This window comes from Streptomyces sp. RB17, from assembly GCF_009604455.1.
Classification (GTDB): domain Bacteria; phylum Actinomycetota; class Actinomycetes; order Streptomycetales; family Streptomycetaceae; genus Streptomyces.
The window spans coordinates 27,736-50,108 of the sequence record NZ_WEGL01000011.1 but is presented as its reverse complement, the minus strand read 5'-3'; the positions used below and the strand labels follow the sequence as shown (position 1 = coordinate 50,108).

The 22,373-nt window shown below is 69.8% G+C and carries 11 protein-coding genes; 4 read left to right on the top strand and 7 right to left on the bottom strand.

Features of this window, described 5'->3' with window-relative positions:
- Positions 1-116: 116 nt before the first annotated feature.
- The 4 genes from SRB17_RS38080 to SRB17_RS38065 form a co-directional block, all read right to left on the bottom strand.
- The gene (locus SRB17_RS38080) at positions 117-2,438 is read right to left on the bottom strand and encodes an MMPL family transporter (protein WP_194294257.1); all 2,322 of its coding nucleotides are present in this window, start codon (positions 2,436-2,438) and stop codon (positions 117-119) included.
- Between the two features lie 459 nt (positions 2,439-2,897).
- The gene (locus SRB17_RS38075) at positions 2,898-4,649 is read right to left on the bottom strand and encodes an ABC transporter ATP-binding protein (protein WP_194294256.1); all 1,752 of its coding nucleotides are present in this window, start codon (positions 4,647-4,649) and stop codon (positions 2,898-2,900) included.
- A gap of 59 nt (positions 4,650-4,708) precedes the next feature.
- Entirely contained in the window at positions 4,709-5,527 is an 819-nt protein-coding gene (locus SRB17_RS38070) for an SDR family NAD(P)-dependent oxidoreductase (RefSeq protein WP_153545693.1), read from the bottom strand.
- Between the two features lie 37 nt (positions 5,528-5,564).
- Positions 5,565-6,965, bottom strand: a complete 1,401-nt coding sequence (locus SRB17_RS38065; protein ID WP_228396504.1) for a hypothetical protein — start codon at positions 6,963-6,965, stop codon at positions 5,565-5,567.
- A 513-nt stretch (positions 6,966-7,478) separates the two neighbouring features.
- Here SRB17_RS38065 and SRB17_RS38060 point away from each other — a divergent pair.
- Positions 7,479-15,020: an SDR family NAD(P)-dependent oxidoreductase gene (locus SRB17_RS38060; protein ID WP_323377112.1), complete on the top strand. Its 7,542-nt coding sequence runs from the start codon at positions 7,479-7,481 to the stop codon at positions 15,018-15,020.
- Positions 15,021-15,387: 367 nt separating this feature from the next.
- On the opposite strand, the gene SRB17_RS38055 is transcribed toward SRB17_RS38060, so the two are convergent.
- Positions 15,388-16,422 carry an IS110 family transposase gene (locus SRB17_RS38055; RefSeq protein ID WP_323377110.1) on the bottom strand — a complete coding sequence of 345 codons (1,035 nt, stop codon included), beginning with the start codon at positions 16,420-16,422 and terminating at the stop codon, positions 15,388-15,390.
- Between the two features lie 706 nt (positions 16,423-17,128).
- On the opposite strand from SRB17_RS38055, the gene SRB17_RS38050 reads away from it, so the two are divergent.
- The gene (locus SRB17_RS38050) at positions 17,129-17,704 is read left to right on the top strand and encodes an AAA domain-containing protein (RefSeq protein WP_323377108.1); all 576 of its coding nucleotides are present in this window, start codon (positions 17,129-17,131) and stop codon (positions 17,702-17,704) included.
- 24 nt (positions 17,705-17,728) lie between these two features.
- On the opposite strand, the gene SRB17_RS38045 is transcribed toward SRB17_RS38050, so the two are convergent.
- Positions 17,729-19,417: a protein kinase domain-containing protein gene (locus SRB17_RS38045; RefSeq protein ID WP_416237120.1), complete on the bottom strand. Its 1,689-nt coding sequence runs from the start codon at positions 19,415-19,417 to the stop codon at positions 17,729-17,731.
- 326 nt (positions 19,418-19,743) lie between these two features.
- Here SRB17_RS38045 and SRB17_RS38040 point away from each other — a divergent pair, with 326 nt between their 5' ends.
- On the top strand, positions 19,744-19,887 hold the full coding sequence (locus SRB17_RS38040; protein ID WP_228396503.1) for a hypothetical protein: 144 nt from the start codon (positions 19,744-19,746) through the stop codon (positions 19,885-19,887).
- 185 nt (positions 19,888-20,072) lie between these two features.
- Positions 20,073-20,699, top strand: coding sequence for a TetR/AcrR family transcriptional regulator (locus SRB17_RS38035; protein WP_225102751.1), 627 nt, complete (start codon positions 20,073-20,075; stop codon positions 20,697-20,699).
- Positions 20,700-20,814: 115 nt separating this feature from the next.
- On the opposite strand, the gene SRB17_RS38030 is transcribed toward SRB17_RS38035, so the two are convergent.
- Positions 20,815-22,164, bottom strand: coding sequence for a ferric reductase-like transmembrane domain-containing protein (locus SRB17_RS38030; RefSeq protein ID WP_153545687.1), 1,350 nt, complete (start codon positions 22,162-22,164; stop codon positions 20,815-20,817).
- Between the last annotated feature and the right edge of the window lie 209 nt (positions 22,165-22,373).

The following is a 22,373-nucleotide window of genomic DNA, read 5'->3' as shown; positions in this document are numbered from 1 at the left end:
CTGGTGGGTGGTGTCCGGTGACCGCCCGGAGCGCAAGGACCCTTGCTACTCAAGGCCATTGATGACACCGGTCGGCGTCTCGGCGCCCCGAACCGTTCGGCACGTCACGACGCGGTTCACTCGAGTGCCCGCCTCCTCACCCGTTCGTGTGGCCGTCCCGAATCCTCACTGTCCGGTGCCCTGTCACCGTCGCGGTGGGAGAACGGGCCGGCCGGAGCGCGCCGGCGGGTTGCGGGGGTCCACCAGTTCGCCCGGCCGGCCAGCTGCATCACCGCCGGGACGAGGACACCCCGGACGACGGTGGCGTCGAGGATGACGATGGCGGCCATGGTCGCGCCGAGAACCACCAGCAGACGCACCCGGGACACCATCAGCGCGCCCATGCTGATGGCCACCACCAGCGCCGCGGCGGTGAACAGCCGACCGGTGTGTTCGATGCCGAACACGATGGAAGCCGTGTTTCGGCGCGTACGCCGCCACTCCTCCACCATGCGGGAGACGAGGAACACCTCGTAGTCCACGCAGAGTCCGAACGCCAGGGCGGCGGCCAGCAACGGCATGGTGATCTCCAGGGCGCCCTCACCACCGCCCGCGGGCGGCCCCAGGAGCTGCCACCGCTGGAAAAGCAGCACCATCAGCCCCAGCGCCGCGCCGATGCTCAGTCCCCCCAGGGCGGCGGCCTTCAGCGCGATCAGCAGACTCCTGGTGAAGGCGAGCAGCATGATGAACACCCCGCCGAGTGTCAGGGCCGCCCACCAGCCGCACGCGGCGGTCACCGCCCGCCTGGTGTCGGCGAGATGGACGGCGGTTCCGGCGACCTGTGCCGGGCCCGGCGCCGGCGTGCCGCGGACGGCGTCGACCAGCCTCGCGGTCGCACGGGACTGCACGGGCTCCGCCGCGAACGCCACCACCAGTGTTCCGCGCTTCGCGGACGCCGTGGTGTGCCGGGCTTCGGCGAGCCTCCCGCCGGTGTAGTCCCCCGCGGCGGTGCTCACCCGCGTCGTGCCGGGGAACGTCGACAGGTGCCGTGCGTAGGCGTCCAGACCGGCCGCCTCGGCCACCGGGTCCGTGCGGGGCAGCACCACCGTCAGTTGTCGGTCGGGCGGGTAGGGGAAGTCGCGGCGGACAGCCTCTGCGGCGGCTCGCGCCTCGGCTCGGGGCGGCAGGATGGTCTCGTCCATCAGAGCCGGCCGAAGTCCGAGGACCGGCGTCGCCAATCCCAGGAGCAGCGCGGAACCGGCCAGGGCCCACAGCACGGGCCGCTTGGTGACGGTGACGGCGACCTGCCGCCAGGCCGGGCTGACCGATGCCCCGGTGACGGACCGGAGCCGGCGCCGGGGCGCGATGAGCCCGTCGATGCGCTCGCCCAGTACGGCCACCAGTGCGGGCAGCAGGAACACGGTGCCTACCGCGCACAACGCGACGACGATCAGCGAAGCGATCGCGAGCGACCGGATGAGCCCCAACGGGAACACCAGCAGCGCCGCCATACACCACGCCATGGTGAGGGCGCAGCAGACTACCGCCCGTCCGGTGGTAGACATCGCTCGCCCGACCGCCTCCTCCGCGACCAGTCCACGCGCGCGCTCCTCTCGGTAGCGGGAGAGCGTGAACAGGGCGTAGTCGACGGCCAGACCGAAGCCGAGGGCGCAACTGAGGTTGACCGCGAAGACCGTCACCGGCGTCAGCCGGGTCACGACCGACAGCACGGCCAGGGCTCCGGACGCCGCGGCCGCCCCGATCACCACGGGCACGAGCGTGGCACCGAGAGAGCCGAAGGCCAGCACCAGCACCAGGAGAACCACGGGCAGGTTGAACAGCTCCGAGTGCAACAGATCGCGTTGCGCCTGCTCGGTGGCGGTGACGTTCACCCAGGCCGGGCCGCTCACGGACAGCCTCAACCCCGGAGCGGCGGCCCGCAGGACCGGCACCAGGCTGCGGGCCGTGCGGGCGGCATCGGAGTCGCTGCCCTTGAGGTCGATGCGCAGCAACGCGCCACGCCCGTCCGCGGTGCGCAGCGGACCCAACCCGGTGCTCCAGTACGACAGCGCGACCTCGACTCCCGGTGCGCGTGCGGCCAGTTCGGTCACCCGACGGCCCTGCTCCGCCACACCGGGCGAGTCGACCGACCGGCCGGGCCGGGCGTACAAGACGAGATCGGGAGTGCTAGCGGCGAACGGTCGCGCGGCGTCCTCGGCCCGCCAGGCGGCCGTACCTTCCGCGTTGTAGCCCCCGTTGGACCACCGGCCGCCCATGCTCACGCCCAGCACGGCGCACAGCGCAAGCAGGCAGGCCGCAGAACCGAGTACCCACCAGCAACGGCGGAACGACCACCGTGCCACTGCGTCGAGCAGGCCGGCCGCTCGCCCGACGGCGGCACGAGCCCTCGGGACCACGGTCTCCTGGGGAACGGCAACTCCCGCCGACTTGTCAGGCATCAGGCACGCTGTCCCTTCGGGTGGCCAGTACATGACGGGGTCTGTCTCCTGCACCCCGGGGCGTCTGCCCAACGCCCGGCCGAGGTGACGGACACGGCTCCTCACCCGTGCGTGTGCCGGTGACGGGACACTCTGCGCCGCTCCCTGGAGACGGGTCGGCTGGAGAGAAGGATGGGAGCCGAAAGGCGTGAAGCCCCACGGCACTTCCCGCGAAGCGCCCCCCAGCACTTCCAGAGAGGGCACACCATGCCGACTGCGCTCGTCTCCAAAGCCAGCACCGGAATCGGCCGGGCGCTGGCCCGCGCTCTGGCCAGCGCGGCCCGTCCACCGGCGCATCTTCACGCCCCGGCCGGATGCCTACCAACGCCCGGCTCCGTTCCTGACAGGCGCGGTGGGGGCGGCGCGGCCGACTGAGGGGCAGGCGTCCGCACGCACTTGGCGTAGGGCGGCGGGTGGGGGTCAGAACTCCGAGAAGCCCGAGGAGGCTGTGGCGTAGCCGGAGAAAAGATTCCTGTAGTGGATGTTGGTGGCAAGCAGTTCTTCGTGGCTGCCGTTGACAACTGTTCCGTCCTCTCCGATCAGAACGACGTGCCGCGCGTTGTGGACGATGGATGGCCGGTGGCTGGCGACGATGACGCAGCGAGCTGCCGAGAAGTCGACGAGGGCTTGGACAATGCGGCCTTCGCTGATGCCGTCCAGGTGGGAGTTCGGTTCGTCGAGGAGGACGATGTCGCTGTCAGCGAGGAGAGCACGGGCCACGGCCAGGCGCTGGCGTTGACCGCCGGAAAGGTCGTGTGCGCGGCCGAGGGGGGTGCCGAGGGTTCTGGGGAGGCGCAGGACGGCCTCGCGCAGACCGACCTTCTCCAGCGCGTCCAGCAGCGTCTCGTCGCTGACCGGTCCCTCAAGGCCGAGATGGAGGTTCTCACGAAGGGTGCCCTCTATCAGCGTGGCGTGCTGGTCGACGTAGGTGGTGCGCCGACGTAGCTCGTTGAGAGGCCAGCTGTCCACGGGGCGCCCCAGCACACGGATCTCACCTTGATCGGCCGACGCGAGGCGGTTGATCAAAGTGAGCACTGTGGACTTCCCGGTGCCTGAGGGGCCGACGAGGGCGGTCAGGCCGGTTGCGGGAGCGTGAAAGCTCGCACGGTCCAGGACCGGGCTGCCTCCGGGATGGCGGAAGGTCACGTGGTCGAACGTCACGGCTTCAGCTTCGCTGTAGGGCGATTGCAGGCTGGACGGTGTGGCGTTGTCCGTTTCCGCGGTGATCGTGAAGAGGTCACGGAAACGGCCTTGCGCAGCCAGCCCCGCCTGCACGTGGCCGATGCCCAGGGCGACGATGGCCAGGGGGGAGGTGAGGTGCAGCAGGTAGAGGAAGAAGCCGCTGAAAGAGGCTAGTGAGAGCACCCCTCGCGTGATCTGCTGCCCTGCTACCAGGGCAACGGCCAGCACCGCGATCTGCTGACCGAGGCTCACCACCGGGCCGATGATGCACTGCAGTCGGGAGACAGGGAGACATGCGGAGCGCACGTCGGCCGCGGCATGTCCGAGTTTCCGGGCGGCTGCGGCCTCGTAGCGGCACGCCTTGACCGTGACGAGCGCGGTGAGGTGGGCGGTGAGACCTTGGGCGAGTTGTCCGAGGGCGCGCTGCTGCGCGTCCGCGAGGTGTTTCATGCGAGCCGTCATCAGTGCGATACCGGCGCCGGCCAGACTGAAGGCGCCGACGGCGACCAAGGTGAGGACTGGGTCGATGACGGCCATGGCGGTGAGCGTGGCTGCGGTGGTGATCAGCGCGACCGGGAGATGCACGAGACCGGTTTCGATGAGTATGCGCAGTACCACGGCGTCAGAGGTGACCCTGGCGGTGAGAGCGCCGGTGCCCTCGTCGCGGACGGCATGCAATGGCAGCCGCAGCAGGTGGTCCATGGCCTGGCAGCGCAGTCGTAGTACGGCGAGTTCGCCGATTCCGGCCAACAGCCATCCGGCGACGGCTTGGAATCCGGCTGCGCACAGGACAGCAGTGCTCATGCACAGGGCGGCACGGGTGATCGGCTGATGGTGGGTGAGGGCGTCCGTCACGACCATGGCCAGCCATGGCACGGTCAGGCCGGCGGCGGACGCGAAGAGAGACAAGACGGCGGCCAAGGCGAGCAGCACCCGATTGCCGCGCAAGAGGTCACGGCCGAGGCGCACTCCGGGCACCGTGGTGCCCATGCCGCCCCACCGGGCGGGGCTGAGGGGCGCATCGACGTGGGTGTGAGCCGTCCCAAGGGTCATGCCGCGGGGTCCGCGGTGCATGGGGCATCGGGCGGGGCAAGGGCCGACCGAGCGCGGCCGAGGTCCCAGCTGAATGCGGACGTCAGCGTGCGGGGCAGGTGCCGCAACCCCCAGGCGCAGGCTCTGTAGCGGCGGGTGGGGATGCTGACCAGGCGGCCTCTGGCGAGGTCGCGCATGGCGGCGGTAACGACCTGCTCGCTGTTCAGCCACATCCACGAGGGCAGGTGGCCGACCTCCAGCCCCGCCCGCTGGTGGAATGCCGTGCGGATGTAGCCGGGCAGCAGGGCCATGATGCGTACCCCGCTGTCTCGGACCGGCGCGGAGCGGGCGATGGACTCGGTGAAGGCGAGCACCCACGACTTGCTGGCGGGGTAGGTGCTGGCCAGCCAGGTCGGACCGTAGGCGGCGACGGACGCGACGTTGACGACGGCGCCGTAGCCGCGCTGCATCATGGCGGGCAGGACGGCCTGTGTCGTGCGCAGCACACACCCGATGTTCAGTTGCAGGAGAGCCTCTTCGGCACCGGAGTCACTGGCGGGAAAGGCCGCGGCGACCGCCATGCCGGCGTTGTTGACCAGCAGGTCCGGTACGGTCCGGGCCAGACTTTCGGTGAGCCTGCTGCTGCCGGGGGCGGTGGCCAGGTCGGCGGCCATGACAGTGACCCGCCGACCGGGGCTTCGCAGCAGGTCGGCCGTACTCTCCAGATCGCGCTCGGTACGGGCGACCAGCGTCATGTCGTAACCGGCCCCGGCCAGGTGTACGGCGAAGGCCAGTCCGAGGCCCGAGGTGGCTCCGGTAATCACCGCGCTCGGCATGACGGCCCTCCGCTGCGCCGGGAGGGAGGACGTCCGCTCACCGCGGCTGCTGGACGTCGTCGGGCGTGAACTGCACCGCCGTGCCGTACTGGTCGAGCAGACCCTGGAAAGGCTGGGAAGGCAGGCCGGGCTTCCACAGTTCGACGGCCATCTCCCCGTGGTACAGCAAGGGCCAGCGCACGTAGACCCGCGGGTCCGCGGGGTCATTGATGGCGTGTGACCGGCGGACCGTGTTGCGTGCGATCTCTACGGTCAGGTCAGTGCCGCAGCCGAACCCGTAAGGAAACCGCTCACGGTCGGCTTCCACGGTCTCGATCACTGCGTCATCGCTGGAGGTGACGCCGACGTGGGCGTGAATACCGGCGCGGACCAGGGGAACCTCGCGTTCACCATTCGGGTCCGGGACCCATGTGCCGGCCATGTCTTTGGTGACACGGACGGTGGGGCAAGCCTCCATCAGAGCACAGATCTCCCATGTCTCCACCGACGGCTGCATCGGCAGCGTGCCGCTCGGCGCCAGGACGCGCAGACGCCGTCCACCGGCCAGACGCGGCTCGACGGCCACGACCTGCTCACGCGTCAATGCCCGCTTGTCGACGTCCCAGGAGCCCGAGGCACTGACCACCAAGCAATCGAGGTCGGGGTCGAAGGCGAAGAGCATGCCCTCACTGAAGCCGCGCACCCCCATGTAGATCTCGTACATGTCGGCCAGTTGGTCGGAAACGAAGTCGGACACCTTCAACGGCGGCGACAGCAGACCCAGTTCACCCATCCGACGGCCCGCACCGGCCAGTTGCTCGGGGGCGGTGGCGGCCTGCCACGCCTCGGCCGTGATGGCGTCGCGGACGGTGTCGTAGTCGTCGGCGACCTGCTGGGCGCAGGCTGCGGTGACGAGCCGGTCCCGCATGCGGTCGGCGATGTCGTCCATCTCGGTGGGGTGGCCGCCCTCCATGGTGCACAGAGTCACCTCCGCCACCCGGCCGGGAGCGTCCCCGCGGGACACGAACAAAACCTTGGCCGCGCCCAGTCGGCCCATGGCGGTGCGAGCGGTGGCGACGACTTCGGCGTGGGGCAGGGTGCTGAACCGTTCAGGCACCTCGACCACGGCGACGACGTGGCGCGGGTTGCGGCGCAGACCATGGCGCTGGCGCAGCATCGCACTCAGCGGCGGGTAGTTCTCGGGGATCCGCTCCCGCAGTGGCTGCGGCCCTTCTGGGATCTGCCCGCACATGAGCATCAGGTCGACGTCACCGTGGGAACGGTCGAAGACGGAGTGGCCCTGGAACTCGAAAGCGGCGACCAGACGGTCGAGGAAGGCTCGTAGCGCCTGATGGTCGGCCGGCACCTCTCCGATGACCTGCACCGTGCATGGGCGCCACCAGCCGCATGCGGTCAGGTCGGTGCTGACGGTCGGTGGGGCAACCGGTGAACTACTCATGGCCTGCCTTCCAGATACGTCGTCGAGGCCGCGTCGAGGTGGGCTTTCGTGGGCGGGGCTGTGGCCGGCGGCGCGGGAATGCGACGGCGACAGAGATCCGGCTGCCCGTGTCGTGCAGGTGGCGGATCCTGCGGGGGGACCAGCACGGCGGTGACCCTACCGGCGCTCTGGCGAACGGTGGCTCACCGTCACCCTTGCGGTAGCAGACGCTCGGCGGACTGACGCCACCTCCTCACCCGATCGTGAATATCCGCAGGTGGGAGCCAGCAGAGGCACTCCTCAGTTCACCCGCAGTGGTGAACGCATCGAGGCCGTCGTCGCAATCCCGACTGGTACGAATGCCTCCGAAACACCCGAACATCGCTCGTCGTGTGTTCCCACGTATGCAGTAACGCGTGGAGGGGACCGTTCCCTCACTCCCTAAGATCGCGGAGGCTCGGCGACGAACACACCGCCGGCTCCGATCGCATGCAGCTCGCCGCTGCTTCCCACTCATTTGTGCAGGAGAACTCCGTGGCTGTGGCCCCCGCATACCCCGACAGCCAGGCCGTGGCGATCGTGGGCGTCTCGTGCCGAATGCCAGGCGGCGTCTCGGGTCTGGACGACCTTTGGGAAGCGTTGCACGCGGGACGCGACCTAGTCGGCGAGGTACCGCCCGACCGTTTCGACGCCGAAAGGTTCGTCGACGTTGAACGGCGCAGGAACAACAAGAGCTACACGGCCGCGGGCGGTTTTCTCCAGGACGTGACCGGTTTCGACAACACCTACTTCCAGCGGGTGTCACCGCGCGAGGCCGCGCGCATGGACCCGCAGCACCGGCTGCTGCTGGAGATGGCGGTCGAGGCCCTGGACGATGCCGGCATCGACCAGGCCGCCACCGCGGGCTCCGACACGGCAGTGTTCGTCGGTATGTCGAGTCACGACTACGCCGACCTGCAGTCCACCGGCGGCGACGCACCCAACGCGTACACGATGGTCGGCCTTGCCGCCACCAACGCGGCCAACCGCATCTCGCACCTGCTCGATTGGCACGGGCCGAGCATGACGGTGGACACCGCTTGCTCATCGGCCCTGACCGCCTTGCACCAGGCGTGCGAGACGCTGCTGACGGGCCGGGCCCGTATGGCGCTGGCAGGAGGAGTGAGCGTCCTGCTCAGCCCGTTCGGCTTCACCGGCTTCTCGGCCGCCTCCATGCTGTCGCCGACCGGCCGCTGCCGCGTCTTCTCGGCCGAAGCCGACGGCTACGTACGCGCGGAAGGCGGAGGCGTCGTGGCGCTCAAGCTCCTGTCCGACGCGCTCAAGGATCGCGACCGCGTCCACGGGGTGATCCTGGCGAGTGGCGTCAACAGTGACGGCAGCACCACCGGGCTGGCACTTCCCAGTGCGCGGGCGCAGGCGGCACTGCTCGAACAGGTCTACGCCCGAGCCGGCGTGAGCGCCGACGACCTCTCCTACCTGGAGGCCCACGGCACCGGTACACCGGTGGGCGACCCGATCGAGTGCGACGCCATCGGCCGCGCTCTCGGCGCCCACCGCACCGTCGGGCCGCTGCCGATCGGATCGGTCAAGAGCAACACCGGTCACCTGGAGGCCGCCTCCGGTATGGCCGGACTGATGAAAGCACTGCTCGTCCTGCGGCACCGTCGCATCCCGCCGACCCTGCACGCGCAGCCGCTGAGCCCGCACATCGACTTCGAGGGCTGGCGACTCGACCCGTGCACCGAGGCCAGGTCGCTGCCCGGGCAGCGACCGGTGGTCGGTGTCAACTCCTTCGGCTTCGGCGGTTCCAACGCGCACGTCGTGCTCACCGGCGCGCCGACGGCTCCCGCCACCACCGACCACAGTGAGCAACCCCCAGGACTGCTGCCAGTGGTGGTCTCGGCGTGCACCCCCGAGGCACTGGAGGCAGCGGCCACTCGCATGGGCCGGCGGCTGCTCGGGGAAACCCCTGAGGGCTTCTACGACGCGGCGTGGACGGCCGTACACCGTCGTACCCTGCACCCCCATCGGGCGGTGGTCCTGGCGCGCGACGCCCGGCAGGCAGCCGAAGCGCTGGAGGCCGTCGGTCAAGGGGCACTGCCCCTGCCCGCCGGCACCGCCACAGGGCAAGCGGTGGCAGACGGCCGTGTGGTGTTCGCCTTCGGCGGCAACGGCTCCCAATGGGCCGGCATGGGCGCGGACCTGCTGAGCGAAGAACACGTCTTCAGGGACGCACTCGACCGGGTCGACGACGCACTCCGACCTCACCTGGGCTGGTCGGTACGCGAGGAGATGGCGGCGGCGGACCCGGGGCGTATCGAGGCCACCGAGATCGCCCAGCCGCTGCTGTTCGCCTTCCAGATCGGTCTGGTGGAACTGCTCAAGTCCCGGGGCATCCGACCGGCCGCCGTCCTGGGCCACAGCGTCGGCGAGATCGCCGCCGCCCACGTCGCCGGTGCTCTCGACCTGCCTGCTGCCGCCCGGGTGGTCGCCGAGCGCAGCCGAGCCCAGGCAGTCACACGTGGCCGGGGCCGGATGGCCGCCGTCGGCCTGTCCGCAGAGGAAGCGGCCAAGGAACTCGCTCCCTACGCCGGCACGCTGGAGATCGCCGCCGTCAACGGCGATCAGGACGTCACCATCTGCGGTCCCGAGGAACAACTCCGAGCCCTGGGAGCCGATCTGGACGTGCGCGCGGTCTTCTTCCGCATGCTGGAGCTGGACTACGCCTTCCACAGCCAAGCCATGGACCCCGTACGGGACGGCCTGCTCCAGTCGTTGGACGGGCTGCGTCCCGACAGCGCCGCTCTGCCGTTTGTCTCGACGGTCACCGGCGCGGTCTGCCCGGGTGAGGAGCTGGAAGCCCACTATTGGTGGCGCAACGTCCGCGAGCCCGTTCTGTTCGGGCCGGCCCTGCGTACGTTGCTCGATGACGGCTACGACATCTTCGTCGACATCGGCCCCCACCCCGTCCTTCGGCCCTACCTGCGCAAGGCGACCAAGGAGCTTGAACGCCCAGTGCTCGTGACAGCCACCTGTGCCCGAGCCGTGCCGGGGCCGGCCGCCGTCGACACCGCGGCGGCACAGGTACTGGCCGCCGGGGCCCTGACCCATGGAGACGCCTTCTTCCCACGGCCCGGACGCATGAGCGACTTGCCGGCGTACCCCTGGCAGCGAGAGCGGCGCTGGCACGGTGACCCGCAGTGGTGGCTGCGCGTCGCCGGCGAGACCTCCCCCGTTCAGCACCCCTTGCTGGGGGCACGCGTCTCCGTCGAGCAGCCGGCCTGGTCCAACCTGGTGGAACCCTCCCGATTGCCGTGGCTGGCCGACCACCAGGTCGCAGGCGCCGTGGTCATGCCCGCCGCCGCCTATCTGGAGATGGCCCTTGCCGCGGGAGGACTCGTCCACGACGCCCCGGTCGAGGTGAACCATCTCCTCATCACCCGTGCCCTAGACCTGCCGTGGGACGACGACACCGCCGACGTCCGCGTACAGGTCTCCCTCAGCGAAGGCGACCAGGCCCTGACGATCGCCGCGCGTACCGGCGACGACCGTCCTTGGCAGCAGTACGCTCGTGCCCGCGTCCGGCGCCTGCTGGCTGCCGCGCCGCCCTCCGTCGACCTCGCCGACCTGCGCTCGCGCCTGCACACCCACCTGGAGGTCACCGATCACTACGCCCGTACCCGGCGCGCCGGCCTCGTGTACGGTCCGGCCTTCCAGGTCCTCACCGAGCTGCGCCGGGGTGAGGAGGAAGCCCTTGCTTCCTACGCCCTGGACGAAGCTGCGGACGGCTACCACGTCCACCCGGCCCTGCTGGACGGCGCGCTCCAGGCGGGCGGCTGCCTGACCGGCGTCGACGGCGAGTACCTGCCGTTCCTGCCGGTCGCCGTCGAAACGCTGCGCCTGTGGCGCACCCCGCCGCGAACCGGCCTGGTCCACGTACGTCTGCGGGACGGCAACCCGCAGGAGACCTGCTGGGACATCACCTTGTCCGACACCGACGGCCAGGTCTGCCTCCAGCTCACCGGCTGCCGGCTGCGTCGCATGGGCCACACTCCCACCGAGCCCGTGCAGCACCTCGTCAACGTGCTCCGTGCCGCGCCGGGGGCCGTCGCCCCGGCAGGAGCCGCCCCCCTGCCCTCACCCACCAACCTGGTGCAGGCGTGTCTGCCCTACCGCGACGGTCTGGAGCGGACCTGGCGCGAGGAAGGGCATGACATCGGGCTGCAGCGTCTGCGCGAGTGCTGCTCGCTCCTCATCGCCGACGCGTTCGCCCAGCTCCTGCCCGCCGACCAGACCGAGTTCGACGTCAGTGACCTGGTAGCCGGAGGTATGCTGCCCCGGCACACCCGCTTGGCCGAACTGCTCGCCCACGCCACCCGCGGCCTGCTGCGTCAGACCCGGCAAGCCGCGGAAGGCCGCTCCGCACGCTGGCGTCTGCCCGACACCGACGGCCCCCCGCCACTGGAGCTGTTCCAGCAACTCGTCGACGACTTCCCCCAGCACGCCGTGGAGACGTCCCTGTTCGGCCGCTGCTGCCTCCACCTGGCCGATGTACTGCGCGGCAAGCACGATCCGCTGACTCTGCTCTTCGACGAACCCGACCGCCATCTGATCGAGTACTTCTACAGCGACGCCGTCCAGCCCCGCTTCCACAACCAGCTGCTGCTCGCCCTGGTGCGCGAGCAGGTCCGCGCGTGGCCCGAGGACCGGCCGCTGCGCGTCCTGGAGGTCGGGGCAGGCACCGGCAGCAGCACGGCCCTGCTCCTGCCCCACCTGCCGCCGGAACGCACCGCGTACAGCTTCACCGATGTGTCCGCCGGTTTCTTCCCCTCTGCCAGGGCCCGCTTCGCGGACTTCGACTTCGTCGACTACCAGTGCCTGGACCTGAACCAGGACCCGGCCGAGCAGGGCTTCGCCGCGGCATCCTTCGATGTGGTGATCGCCACCAATGTCCTGCACGCCACCCGGGACCTGCGCGCGACCCTGACTCGCATCACCCACCTCCTCGCCGACGGTGGGCAGCTCCTCGCCCACGAGACCCACGAGCCCGGTCTCCTGGCCCCCTGCTTCGGCACGCTCGAGGGTTTCTGGGACTTCACCGACGCCCCGCTGCGATCGGACTCTCCTCTGCTGCCGGGTGATGCCTGGCAGCCGCTGCTGCGCGAATGCGGCTTCGACGAGGTCGCCCAACTCGGACACGATCGGGCCCGGCCGGAACTCGAGTACTCGGTGCTCTGCGCCCGCCGCGCGGCACGCACCACCGTCGCCGTCCCTGCCACGCCCCAAGCCCCTCCGGAAACACGCTGGCTGCTGGCCGGAGAAGCCCCCGACAGCCGCCTGGTCCCGGACCTCGCCGACATCCTCATCCGCGCGGGCGCCGACGTCCAAGTCACCGGTCTCACCCAGACGCCTCGGCACTGGGCGCAGGTTTCGGCTGAGCAGCAACTCCCGACCACAGTACTGGTCTTCGACGCTGACGACGTCGACGACAGTCCAGCCGATGTCTGCGACCGAGCGGCCGCCCGGCTCGGTGTGTTGCGGGAACTCGCCGGAAGCGACTCGCACCTGTCGGACGGGAGCACGGCCAGCCTGTGGATCGTCACCCGGCCCAGTGGCATCCACCCCGCCCCCGAGCAGCCTGGCGCTCCTCAGGACGCGGCGCTGTGGGGTGCAACGCGTTCCCTGGCCAACGAGATCCCCTACTTGACCGTCCGGCGCATCTCCCTGGACGCCGGGCCACAGTCCGTCGACGACGCCCGGCGCCTGGCAGCCGAACTACTCGACCCCACCGACGAGGACGAGGTTGTCCTCACCCGCGGTGGCCGCTTCGTCCCGCGCACCATCGCCCAGGCCGCGTCCGCCACAGCTCCCGACACCCCCGACGCGACACCCTTCACCCTGCGCCTGCACGACGCCGGTCTGCGTCCCCGGCTCACCTGGGTTCCCGACCAACCACAGCGGCCCGCGGACAACGAGGTCACCATCGCCGTCGCAGCGGCCGCGCTCAACTACCGTGACGTCATGCTCGCCGTGGGCCTCCTGCCCCCGGGTGCGGAAGCGCCACTGCCGGACGGACCGGCCCTGGGCCTGGAATGCGCCGGCACGGTCACTGCCGTCGGCGGCGACGTCACCCACCTGTCACCCGGCGACCGCGTCTACGCGCTCGCCCCCCGCAGCCTCAGTTCCCACGTGACCGTCGACGCCCGCCTCGTCGGGACCGTCCCCGACGGCATGGCGTTCACCGAAGCCGCCACCCTGCCGGTCGTCTACTTCACCGTCCACCATGCCCTCGAACGACTCGCGCGTCTTCAGAGGGGAGAAACCGTCCTCATCCACGGTGCCGCCGGCGGCATCGGCCTCGCCGCGCTCCAACTTGCCCGAGCCCGGGGCGCCATCGTCATCGCCACCGCCGGCACGCCGGCCAAACGCGACCTGCTGCGCATGCTCGGGGTGGATCACGTCCTGGACTCCCGGACCCTGGACTTCGCCGAGCACGTCCGCGACCTTACCGGCGGACAGGGGGTCGACATCGTCCTCAACTCCCTGGCGGGAGAAGCGATCAGCCGCAGTCTGGAACTCCTGCGCCCAGGCGGGCGTTTCCTGGAACTCGGCAAGCGCGACATCTACACCTCCACGCCGCTGGCGTTGCGACCCTTCAGCAACAACATCGCCTTCTTCGGCATCGACGCCTACCAGCTCATTGCCGGCCGCCAGCCCCAGGCCGCGACCTGCTTCGACGAAACAGCACGGTTGATCACGGACGGGACGTACCGCCCCCTGTTGCACTTGACCTACCCGGCCACCCGAATCGCCGAGGCACTGCGTGTTCTGCAACGCTCGCGCCACCTCGGCAAGGTCGTCATCTCCTTCGAGGAACCTCCGCCCTTGGAGCACCCGTCCTCGCCAATGCGGCTCTCCTCGCAAGCCACCTATCTGATCACCGGCGGACTCAGTGGACTCGGCGCAGCCCTCGCCCACCGTCTCGTCGACCACGGCGCACGCCACCTCGCACTCGTGGGCCGCCGGGGCGCCGACACTCCCGGCGCCTCCCAGCTCATCCAGTCCCTCGCCGAGCGCGGCGCCACCGCCACCGGCTATACCGCGGACGTCACCCGCGAAGAAGACCTGCGCCGGACACTCGCCGCCATCGACACCGGTGGTCAACCGCTGGGCGGAGTGATTCACGCCGCGATGGTCCTGGACGATGCCCCGCTCGCCGAACTCACCGACGAACGTCTGCGCACCGCTCTGGAGCCCAAAATGCTCGGCGCGGCCACCCTGCACGCACTCACCCGCGACCGCGACCTCCACCTCTTCGCGACCTGCTCGTCGGTCACCGCCTGGTTCGGCAACGCCTACCAGGCCAACTACACCGCCGCCAACGCCTACCTCGAAGCGCTCACCCGCAACAGGCGCGCCACCGGCCTGCCCGGTACCACCGTGGCCTGGGGCGCCGTCGGGGACACCGGCTACGCCGCCCGACACGGCATTACCGAGATGCTCGCCCGTCTCGGCCTGGACAACCTCACCCCCGCAGAAGCCTGCACGGCACTCACACACTCCATCGCACAGGACATCGACGTCAGCGCGGCAGCGAGAATCGACTGGGCCCGCATCCGCAGCATGATGCCGGCCGTGCAGACCCCACGCCTCGCCGGCCTCATTCCCCTGCACACCCCCCAGGACGACGGCCCCGACCAACTGCGCCACCGCCTCGCCACCGCGACCCCCGCGGAAGCGCTCGCACTGGCCGCGGACGCCATCACGCAGGTGCTGGCCGACATCCTGCAGACCGACCCCGCCCGACTCGACCGCGACCGTCGCCTGGACCAGCTCGGCCTCGACTCCCTCATGGCCGTCGAAGCCGTCATCGCGGCCCGCCGCCGGCTGGGCTGCGAACTGCCCACTCTGGAATTCCTCAACGCCCAGGGCATCACCGACCTCGCGCGCCGTGCGCTGATCCGCCTCGGCCACCAGGCTCCGACCGTGCCGGGGCCCACCGCGCCCAGTCCGACCGTGCCGTCGCCTACCGTGCCGGCGCCCGCCGCGCCCGTTTCGAGCGCTCCCACCCACTGACGTCACCGACCACTACGCACGCGGTAAAGAGGCCCCTCGCCGACGTCGACTGGACCAACCTCGGCCCCACGGCGGAGATCGCCCCCGGCGACCGCACCGCCGTCTACCGGCGCACTCTGGACGACCTCGTCACGGACGACAACGGCAACAGCACCATTTCTGTCGATGCAGTCGCAAAGTAAGCGCACTCGGGAAGCGTCACGAGGAATACGGAGCGCATGCGGCGCCAACCGCATTGTGCGCGTCGGCGCAGCCGATCTCAGACGAAGCCGCACCGGAACACTCCCATGCGGCTTCGTCGTCTCACGGCTTGGCCAAAGTCGCGTCAGAGCGGACACCGGCGGGGCCTCGCCGTATCACACAGCCCCTATGAGCGGGGAGCTGGCTGTAGCTGTTTGACCAGGTGGAAGACCTCCCGGGCCGCATAGCGCTTGAGGCAACGGACGACCTCCCGCCGAGTCTTGCCCTCCTTGACCCGGCGCTCGTAGTAGTCCTGAGTGCGCGGGTCGACCCTCAAGCGGGTGAACACAATGCGGTGGAGCGCGGCGTTGGCCTGCCGGTCGCCGCCGCGGTTGAGGCGACGGACCTGCCGGCGCCCCGAGGAACGCTCGACAGGGCTGACCCCGCACAGCGCGGCGAACGATGCCTCGCTGTCCAGCCGTTCCGGGTTGTCTCCCACCGTAATCAGCAACGTGACCGCCGTGTCCGGGCCGATCCCCACCACGTCGAGCAGCTGCGGGGCATGCCGTTCCACGAGCCGGGTCAGACGAGTCTCCACGTCCCGGATCTGCTCGGAGAGCTGGTCGATCCGGTGAGCCAGCAGGCCCAGCGTGATCCGAGTGGCCTGCAGCACCGACTCCTCGCCGATCTCCGCGCAACTGCTCCTGTCCGCGAACTGCGCACAGGTACGAAAGAGTTCGGCATTACCCAGTCCTGCCAGCTCCTCCCGCAATGCGGGATCAGCAGTAACAAGGACGGCCTTGAGCTGATTGATGGCCTGGGTGCGAGCCTTGACGGCTGACGCCTTCGTGAGTTTGTACATTCTCGCGATCTGTACCGGCCCGTCGCCCGTTTTGGCCCGGGCGCTGGCCCGCCCGCTCAACACAGCTCGCGCCGCGTTCTGGGCATCGAGCGGGTCCGACTTGCCGCGCCGACGACGATCCGCCCGGTCCATCCAGTTCACGTCGAACACGTCCACGCCTTGGGCCAGCAGATAGCGGGACAGGGACGCCCCATAGGAACCGGTCCCCTCCACCCCGGCTCGCCCCACGGTTCCCGACTTCCTGGCCCACTTCAGCAGATCGCGGTATCCAGCCGAGGTGGCCGGGAACTCGTCAGTGGCGAGCACTGCCCCCGTTAAGGAGAGCACCGCAGCCACATGGGCGTCCCGGTGCGTGTCCACTCCCAGCACCACCTCCCCTGCAGGGCGACGAAGGCGGGCCCGCGGAGCAGGCGTCGTACTGGACAGCGCCGAACCACGCATGCCCGTTCCCTTCCCGTCCGATGACGTATCGCGTTGCCGGTACCGGGCCGCGTCAGACGGTCAGAATCGTGAGGACGCCACAACGATCGACAGGCCCCTATCGGGACACACCCCGCCAGCCCGGCACCGACAACGCACCATCCCCGACCGCCGGCCGACACCGTGTGACTGAGACACTTCGGTCAGAAATATCATGAGTCAGACCATAGGCCCGGGACAGCACCCGGCCATCCTCCCGCCCCCATCTCGCGACCACCCAGGAACCGCAGGACATGCTCAACCTCCTTCACGCAACACCCCGAACCTGATCCCGGCCGAGCACAACAGCGCACGAAGGCGAGCGGCGCGATCAGGGGGGCGCCAGCCGCAAGAGCGGCGACTCGGCGCCGACGTCGTCGGCTACCTCACCGATGGCCATGAGCTGGTCGTCCAGGTCCACAAGCACGCGCCAGAGCGCAGCGTCTCCTCACAGACGCCCGAGTGCCGGGTGCCCGCAGCGCGCAACCCGGTCGTCACGGCCGTACGGCGGTCCCAACCCGACGAAGCCACGATCGGCGTGGTCACCCCCTTCACGCCCCAAGCCGACGAACTCCACGCGCAACTGAGGCAATACGGCCGGTAACGCGTGCGCGTCGGCACCGTGCACACCTTCCAAAGCGGTGAGCGCGACGTCATGGTCTTCTCACTCGTCGCCGGTGCAGGCATGCACGACTGCGCGATCGGCTGGGTCCACCGCCAGCTCAACCTCTGGAACGTCGCCATCACCCGCGCCCGCAGCCACCTCATCGTGGTCGGCGACATGAACCTGTGGCGCAGGTGGGGCGGTGTCGCCAGCGAGCTCCTGAACGCCGCCACCACGACCGGGCCTCGCATCGAAGGCCATGCGGGAGACGACCTGCTGCAGCGCCTCTACCAGGTCATGTCCACACAGCCGGGAACGACAGCGGCGCTCGGCGAGAGCGTCCACGGCCACTCCGTCGACGTCCTGGTACGAAGCCAGGACGCTGCCCGTCGGCTTTGCTCTTGTCACCCGCCCGCTACGACGAGTCGGCTTCCGTCCACGTTGAACAGCCATTTCGCCCTCCCCCGAACCTTCCTGAAGCGAGAGTTTCGGCAGCGCAGGACAAGCCCGGAAGAGCGCAAGTCAGCCATGACCGATTCCGCTCAGCCGGATCCGGCGGCCGATGCCACCATCCGCTGATTCAGCAGCGTGGCTGTCGGCGCGCTACTCGTAGACAGTGGTGATCGGCGTGGAGACGCTGGCTCCGCTGCCGGGAGCGGCGTACGAGATGGTCCACACGGCGGCGGTCTCGTTCGGGTAGCCGTACAGGTAGCCGCCGTTGTCGCAGCCGTAGTTCAGGCGTTGTCCCGCGAGCGTTGCGGTGCCGCCACCGACGAACGAGCAGCGGGCGCCGTTGGTCAGGACGAGGGTGATCGGTTCGATGTCGGGTCCGCCCGGCATGTGGTTGTTGTTGCCGGGAAAGCCCTCGGGGACCGACAGTTCGACCATGCCGTCGGGGGCGCCGTCCAGGCACAGTGCGCTGGTGTCCGAGGGATTGGAGTCCGGGGAGAAACAGGGGTCGAGGATCCGGTCGCCGGCGGTGCAGCGCCAGGCGTCCGTGCGCATCGTGGATTCGGCGGTCCCGAAGCAGGAGCCGCTGGCACGGTCGATGATGGTGATGCCGGTTGCCGGGGTGCCGCCTGGGGACCAGGGGCTGAGGGTGATCACCTGGGTCTGCGTCGGCGCGGACGACGCCGCGACGGTCGGGGTCTGCGACTCGGTGACGGCGGAACGGGCGGGAGGCGGCGTGGTTCCAGCCGGTGTGGCGCCAAGGGTGGAGCGGGCCGCGGTCGGCTGCGGGGAGTGGGTGGCGCGCGCTGAGGCGTGGCCCGGGTCCAGGGCGAACCAGGTCCCTGTGGCGGCCGCGGCGAACACGGTGGCCGCGACGACGATGAGCCAGGCGCGGCTGTGGGGAGGGCGTATCGCGGAAGCCGGCCATGCGGGGTCTTCGACGGTCGGGGGATGCCACTGCTCGGCGATCAGGTTCGGGACCTCGGTCGGCTGGTCATGGACATCCCCGAGAGCCTGAGTCACCTGCTCGCCGAGCAGCTCGGCGGTCTTCTGCGCCACGACGGCGGACGACGGCCGATGGCCCGGGTCTTTCGCGAGGCACGCCGTCACCAGACTGAGCATGTCGTCGGGGACACCGTCGAGGTCCGGCTCGGCGCTGAGGACGCGGAAGGCGACGGCCTCGGCATTGCCGGCGCCGAAGGGGTGGCGGCCGGTGGCCGCGAAGGCGAGCAGCACACCCCAGGCAAAGACATCCCCTGACGGCCCGGCAGTGCCGTCACGGTAATACTCGGGGCTCAGCCAGCCCGGGGTCCCGGTGAGCAGGCCGGTACGGGTGACCGCGGTGCCGTCGGCGACGTGGGCGATACCGAAGTCCAGCACCCGCGGCCCGTCCGGGGCCAGGGTCACATTCGCGGGCTTCAGATCGCGGTGGACCACCCCCGCGGCGTGCACGGCCGCGAGCGCCCCGGCCGTCCCCGCGGCGAAAAGGTGCAGCTGGATCCCGGCCAGCGGCCCGTGCACCGACGTGTGCTCTCCGAGCGTCAAGCCAGGTACGTAGGCCGTCGCCAGCCACGGGATGTCCGCCTCGGGATCGGCCTCCAGCAGCGGCACCAGACACGGACCCGACACCCGCCGCAGAACCTGCACCTCGCGCCGGAACCGGGCCCGGAACTGGTCATCCGCAGCCTGCCCGGCGTGCACGGCCTTCACCGCTACCCGCTCACCCCGCTCCCCGACCGCGGCGTACACGGTGCCCATCCCACCCGCACCCAGCACCCCGACCACCCGGAAGCGCCCGATCCGAGCCGGGTCCGAAGCACGACGAGCAGCAATCCTCGACACGAACAAGACCCCCGCCGAGAGCAATTGTGAATGAGATGTGAACCCTAGCGGGCATCGCCGGCACCACACGCCTGTTGGCATCAGATGAGACCCACCCGTGCCATGCCCGCCCAGCCGGTACCCGAGCCCTCCACTATCAGTGCTGGCCGGCCAGCGCGGTGGGCAGATCCTGGTTCCAGCATCCTTTGCGGTGTCCTGGAGGTGGCGTGCGTCGGTGACAGTGCGCAGGTTGGTGTGCCGCACCGCGGGCGTGGCGTGGACGTGGACTCGCTGCCACCGGACTACCAGCGCATCCTCGCGCTCGTCCGGGGCGCCGGCGGCCGGTCATGGTCAAGCAGGTCGGCGAGGCACTGGGGCTGGAGGTGGCGGTGCGGGGCAAGCTGGAGCGGCTGCGTGGGACGCTGTCCAAGCTCGCCGGGCGGGGCTGGCCGCGCAAGTTGCCCGACGGCCGCTTCACCACGCGCCTGTGACCTGCAGCGTTGTGATGTCTGAGCCGTAACCGCGGTGCCCCCGGCGGTCCACGCCCAACCGGCGATCTCCAAAGTGGATACGGTGTTGCTGTTATGGTGCTGGCCGAGGAGGTGGACGTTCAGTGGCAGCAGCTGGTCCTGTGCGAGCGACCACGGCATCGGGTCGGGGCCCGGGGCGTCCGCCCGTGCCGCTGGAGCGCATCGTCGCTACCGCACTGCAGATCGTGGACGATGAAGGGGCCGACGCTCTCTCGATGCGGACGCTGGCCCAGCGCCTGGGCTCGGGCACGGCGACGCTGTACCGGCATTTCGACAACCGGGCAGCGCTGGTCGCCCATGTCGTGGACCGCATGTTCGGCGCCGTGGAACTGAAGGGCGACGAACTCCTCGCGATGGGCTGGCAGCAAGCCCTGCGGACGGTCGCGCACACCATGTTCGAGGCCCTGGCCCGGCACCGGAACGCGGCGCGCCTGATGGTCGAAGAGATTCCCCTGGGGCCGAACGCCATGGCGCTGCGGGAGCACTGTGTCGCGGCGCTGCTCGACAGCGGCTTCCCGCCGCGACTGGCCGCGCACGCCTTTGCCACCCTCTCCCGCTACGTCCTCGGATTCGCCATACAGGTCAACGGTCATGGCGGCGGCGGGCAACTCGACGACGCGCAACTGTCCGCCGTCTTTCAGAGCGTCGATCCAGCCTTGTTCCCGGCAACGGTCACCGTCGCCGAGTCGATGCCCGTTCCGATCGAGGACGAGTTCTCCTTCGGACTCGAACTCCTTCTCAGCGGGCTTGCCCACCTGCGCGACGACGCCTGACCAGCCAGGACGATGCGGACCTGAGGCTGCCCGCCTACGGAGTCATCTCGGTCGGCATGGAGCGTCGCCACAACTGCTGGTGCTGAGCGCGTGATCTCGTGTGGTCGGCGGCTCGTCAGCGGAAGGCGAAGTGCTCGGCGTGGAGATGCTGGCGGGGGACGCCCTGGCGATGGAGGGCGCGAGTGAGGTTTTCGATCATGGAGGCGGGGCCGCAGAGGAAGACGTGCGTGTCGGGGGTGATCGGTCCGGCCTCGGCCTGGATTCTTTCGGCGGTCAGACGGCCGTGGCTGCGGCTGAACGTCGGGTGGAGCCGGAACTCGGGGCGGTGTGCTGCCGCTGCGGTGAGTTCCGGGAGGAATGGTGCGTCTTCGGCGGTGGGGGCGCAGTAGAAGAGGTCGGTGCGGGGCGGCGCTGCACCGGGGTGGGTGAGCCAGCCGAGGAAGGGCGCGATACCGATGCCCCCCGCGATCCATATCTGCCGGGGTCCGCCGAGGGTGTGGTCGAACATGCCGTAAGGACCCTTGAGGGTTGCGGGGTGTCCTTCGCTTATGTCCGTGTAGAGGCGGCGTGTATCGCGGCCCAGGGCACGGATGGTGAGGCGTACCGAGCCGTCGGCCTGCGTTCCTGCGACGCTGAAGGGGTGTTCGTGCCAGCCGCCGACCCGCAGGTAGACGAACTGGCCCCCTGTCACGGGAAGGGGCGTCTCGCCGGTGGGCGTGAGGGTGAGGTCGAGGATGTCGGGTGTCGGCCGCTCGACACGGTGGATGGTGTAGTCCGCCCGGGGTTCCCTGTGCCGTAGCACCAGTTCGTCGTAGGTGTAGGCGGTCATGCCGATGGTGGCCATGCTGACGTAGATCGCCAGGAGGGGCGTGGATCCGTTGATGATGAGATCGAGGAACCAGCCGTGCAACAGCGCCGACAGGAGCAGCAGGCCGGTGAGGCGATGCAGGAACAGCCAGCGCTCGTAGGGCAGTCGGAGGATGCGGCCGACCTGGCCGAGTGAGATGAGGACGAGCAGCAGCAGGCCGATGGCGGAGACGGCACCGAGGAGATGGCCCATCCCTACCGATGCGGCAGGGTGGGCGTAGCCGTACCGGCTCCCGTCGAAACCGGAGAAAAAGTGGAGGAGCAGGTGGGGAGTGAGCAGGAGAATGGACCATACGGCGTACAGCTTGTGCTGGCGGTACATGCGGTCCAGGCCGCCGAACCACTGCTCCAACCACATCAGGCGGGTGGCCAGTACCAGGGTGCAGGACATCAGGTAGACGGACAGGACGCCGGCGAACTCGCCAACGAAATAGACAGCGCTGAGGCCCTCGGGCCTGAGCCAGTCCCAGGCCAGATAGAGCATGACCGCTCCGGTCGTGACCGACAGGGGTCCGACGTGGCGCTTCTTCAGGCGCGCGTCCAAGGGGGCGCGTGCGATCCGGATGGCATAGATCGCTATCACGATCAGGACGGGCATCGTCTACCCCTCGGGGGTGGGCACTGTGGACGAAGGGGCGCTGGTGAAGGCAGGGCGGACCGTGCGGTCGCGGCTTGAGCGCCCTCGAGCCCAGGTGGCTGCGTTTCCTGCCACCTCTAATATTGGCTACAGCGTAGCCGTTTAGCTGGTTTGGGTCCAGTGGTGCAATCGGATGCCCGTTGGCCAGCCCTTGGATCTACCCTTCGGGA

Excerpts from the sequence above, each read along its gene's own strand:
- SRB17_RS38030 (WP_153545687.1), bottom strand. The coding sequence starts at position 22,164 with ATGCCCGTCCTGATCGTGATAGCGATCTATGCCATCCGGATCGCACGC.
- SRB17_RS38065 (WP_228396504.1), bottom strand. The coding sequence starts at position 6,965 with ATGAGTAGTTCACCGGTTGCCCCACCGACCGTCAGCACCGACCTGACC.
- SRB17_RS38040 (WP_228396503.1), top strand. The coding sequence starts at position 19,744 with ATGGTCAAGCAGGTCGGCGAGGCACTGGGGCTGGAGGTGGCGGTGCGG.
- SRB17_RS38070 (WP_153545693.1), bottom strand. The coding sequence starts at position 5,527 with ATGCCGAGCGCGGTGATTACCGGAGCCACCTCGGGCCTCGGACTGGCC.
- SRB17_RS38080 (WP_194294257.1), bottom strand. The coding sequence starts at position 2,438 with ATGCCTGACAAGTCGGCGGGAGTTGCCGTTCCCCAGGAGACCGTGGTC.
- SRB17_RS38075 (WP_194294256.1), bottom strand. The coding sequence starts at position 4,649 with ATGGGCACCACGGTGCCCGGAGTGCGCCTCGGCCGTGACCTCTTGCGC.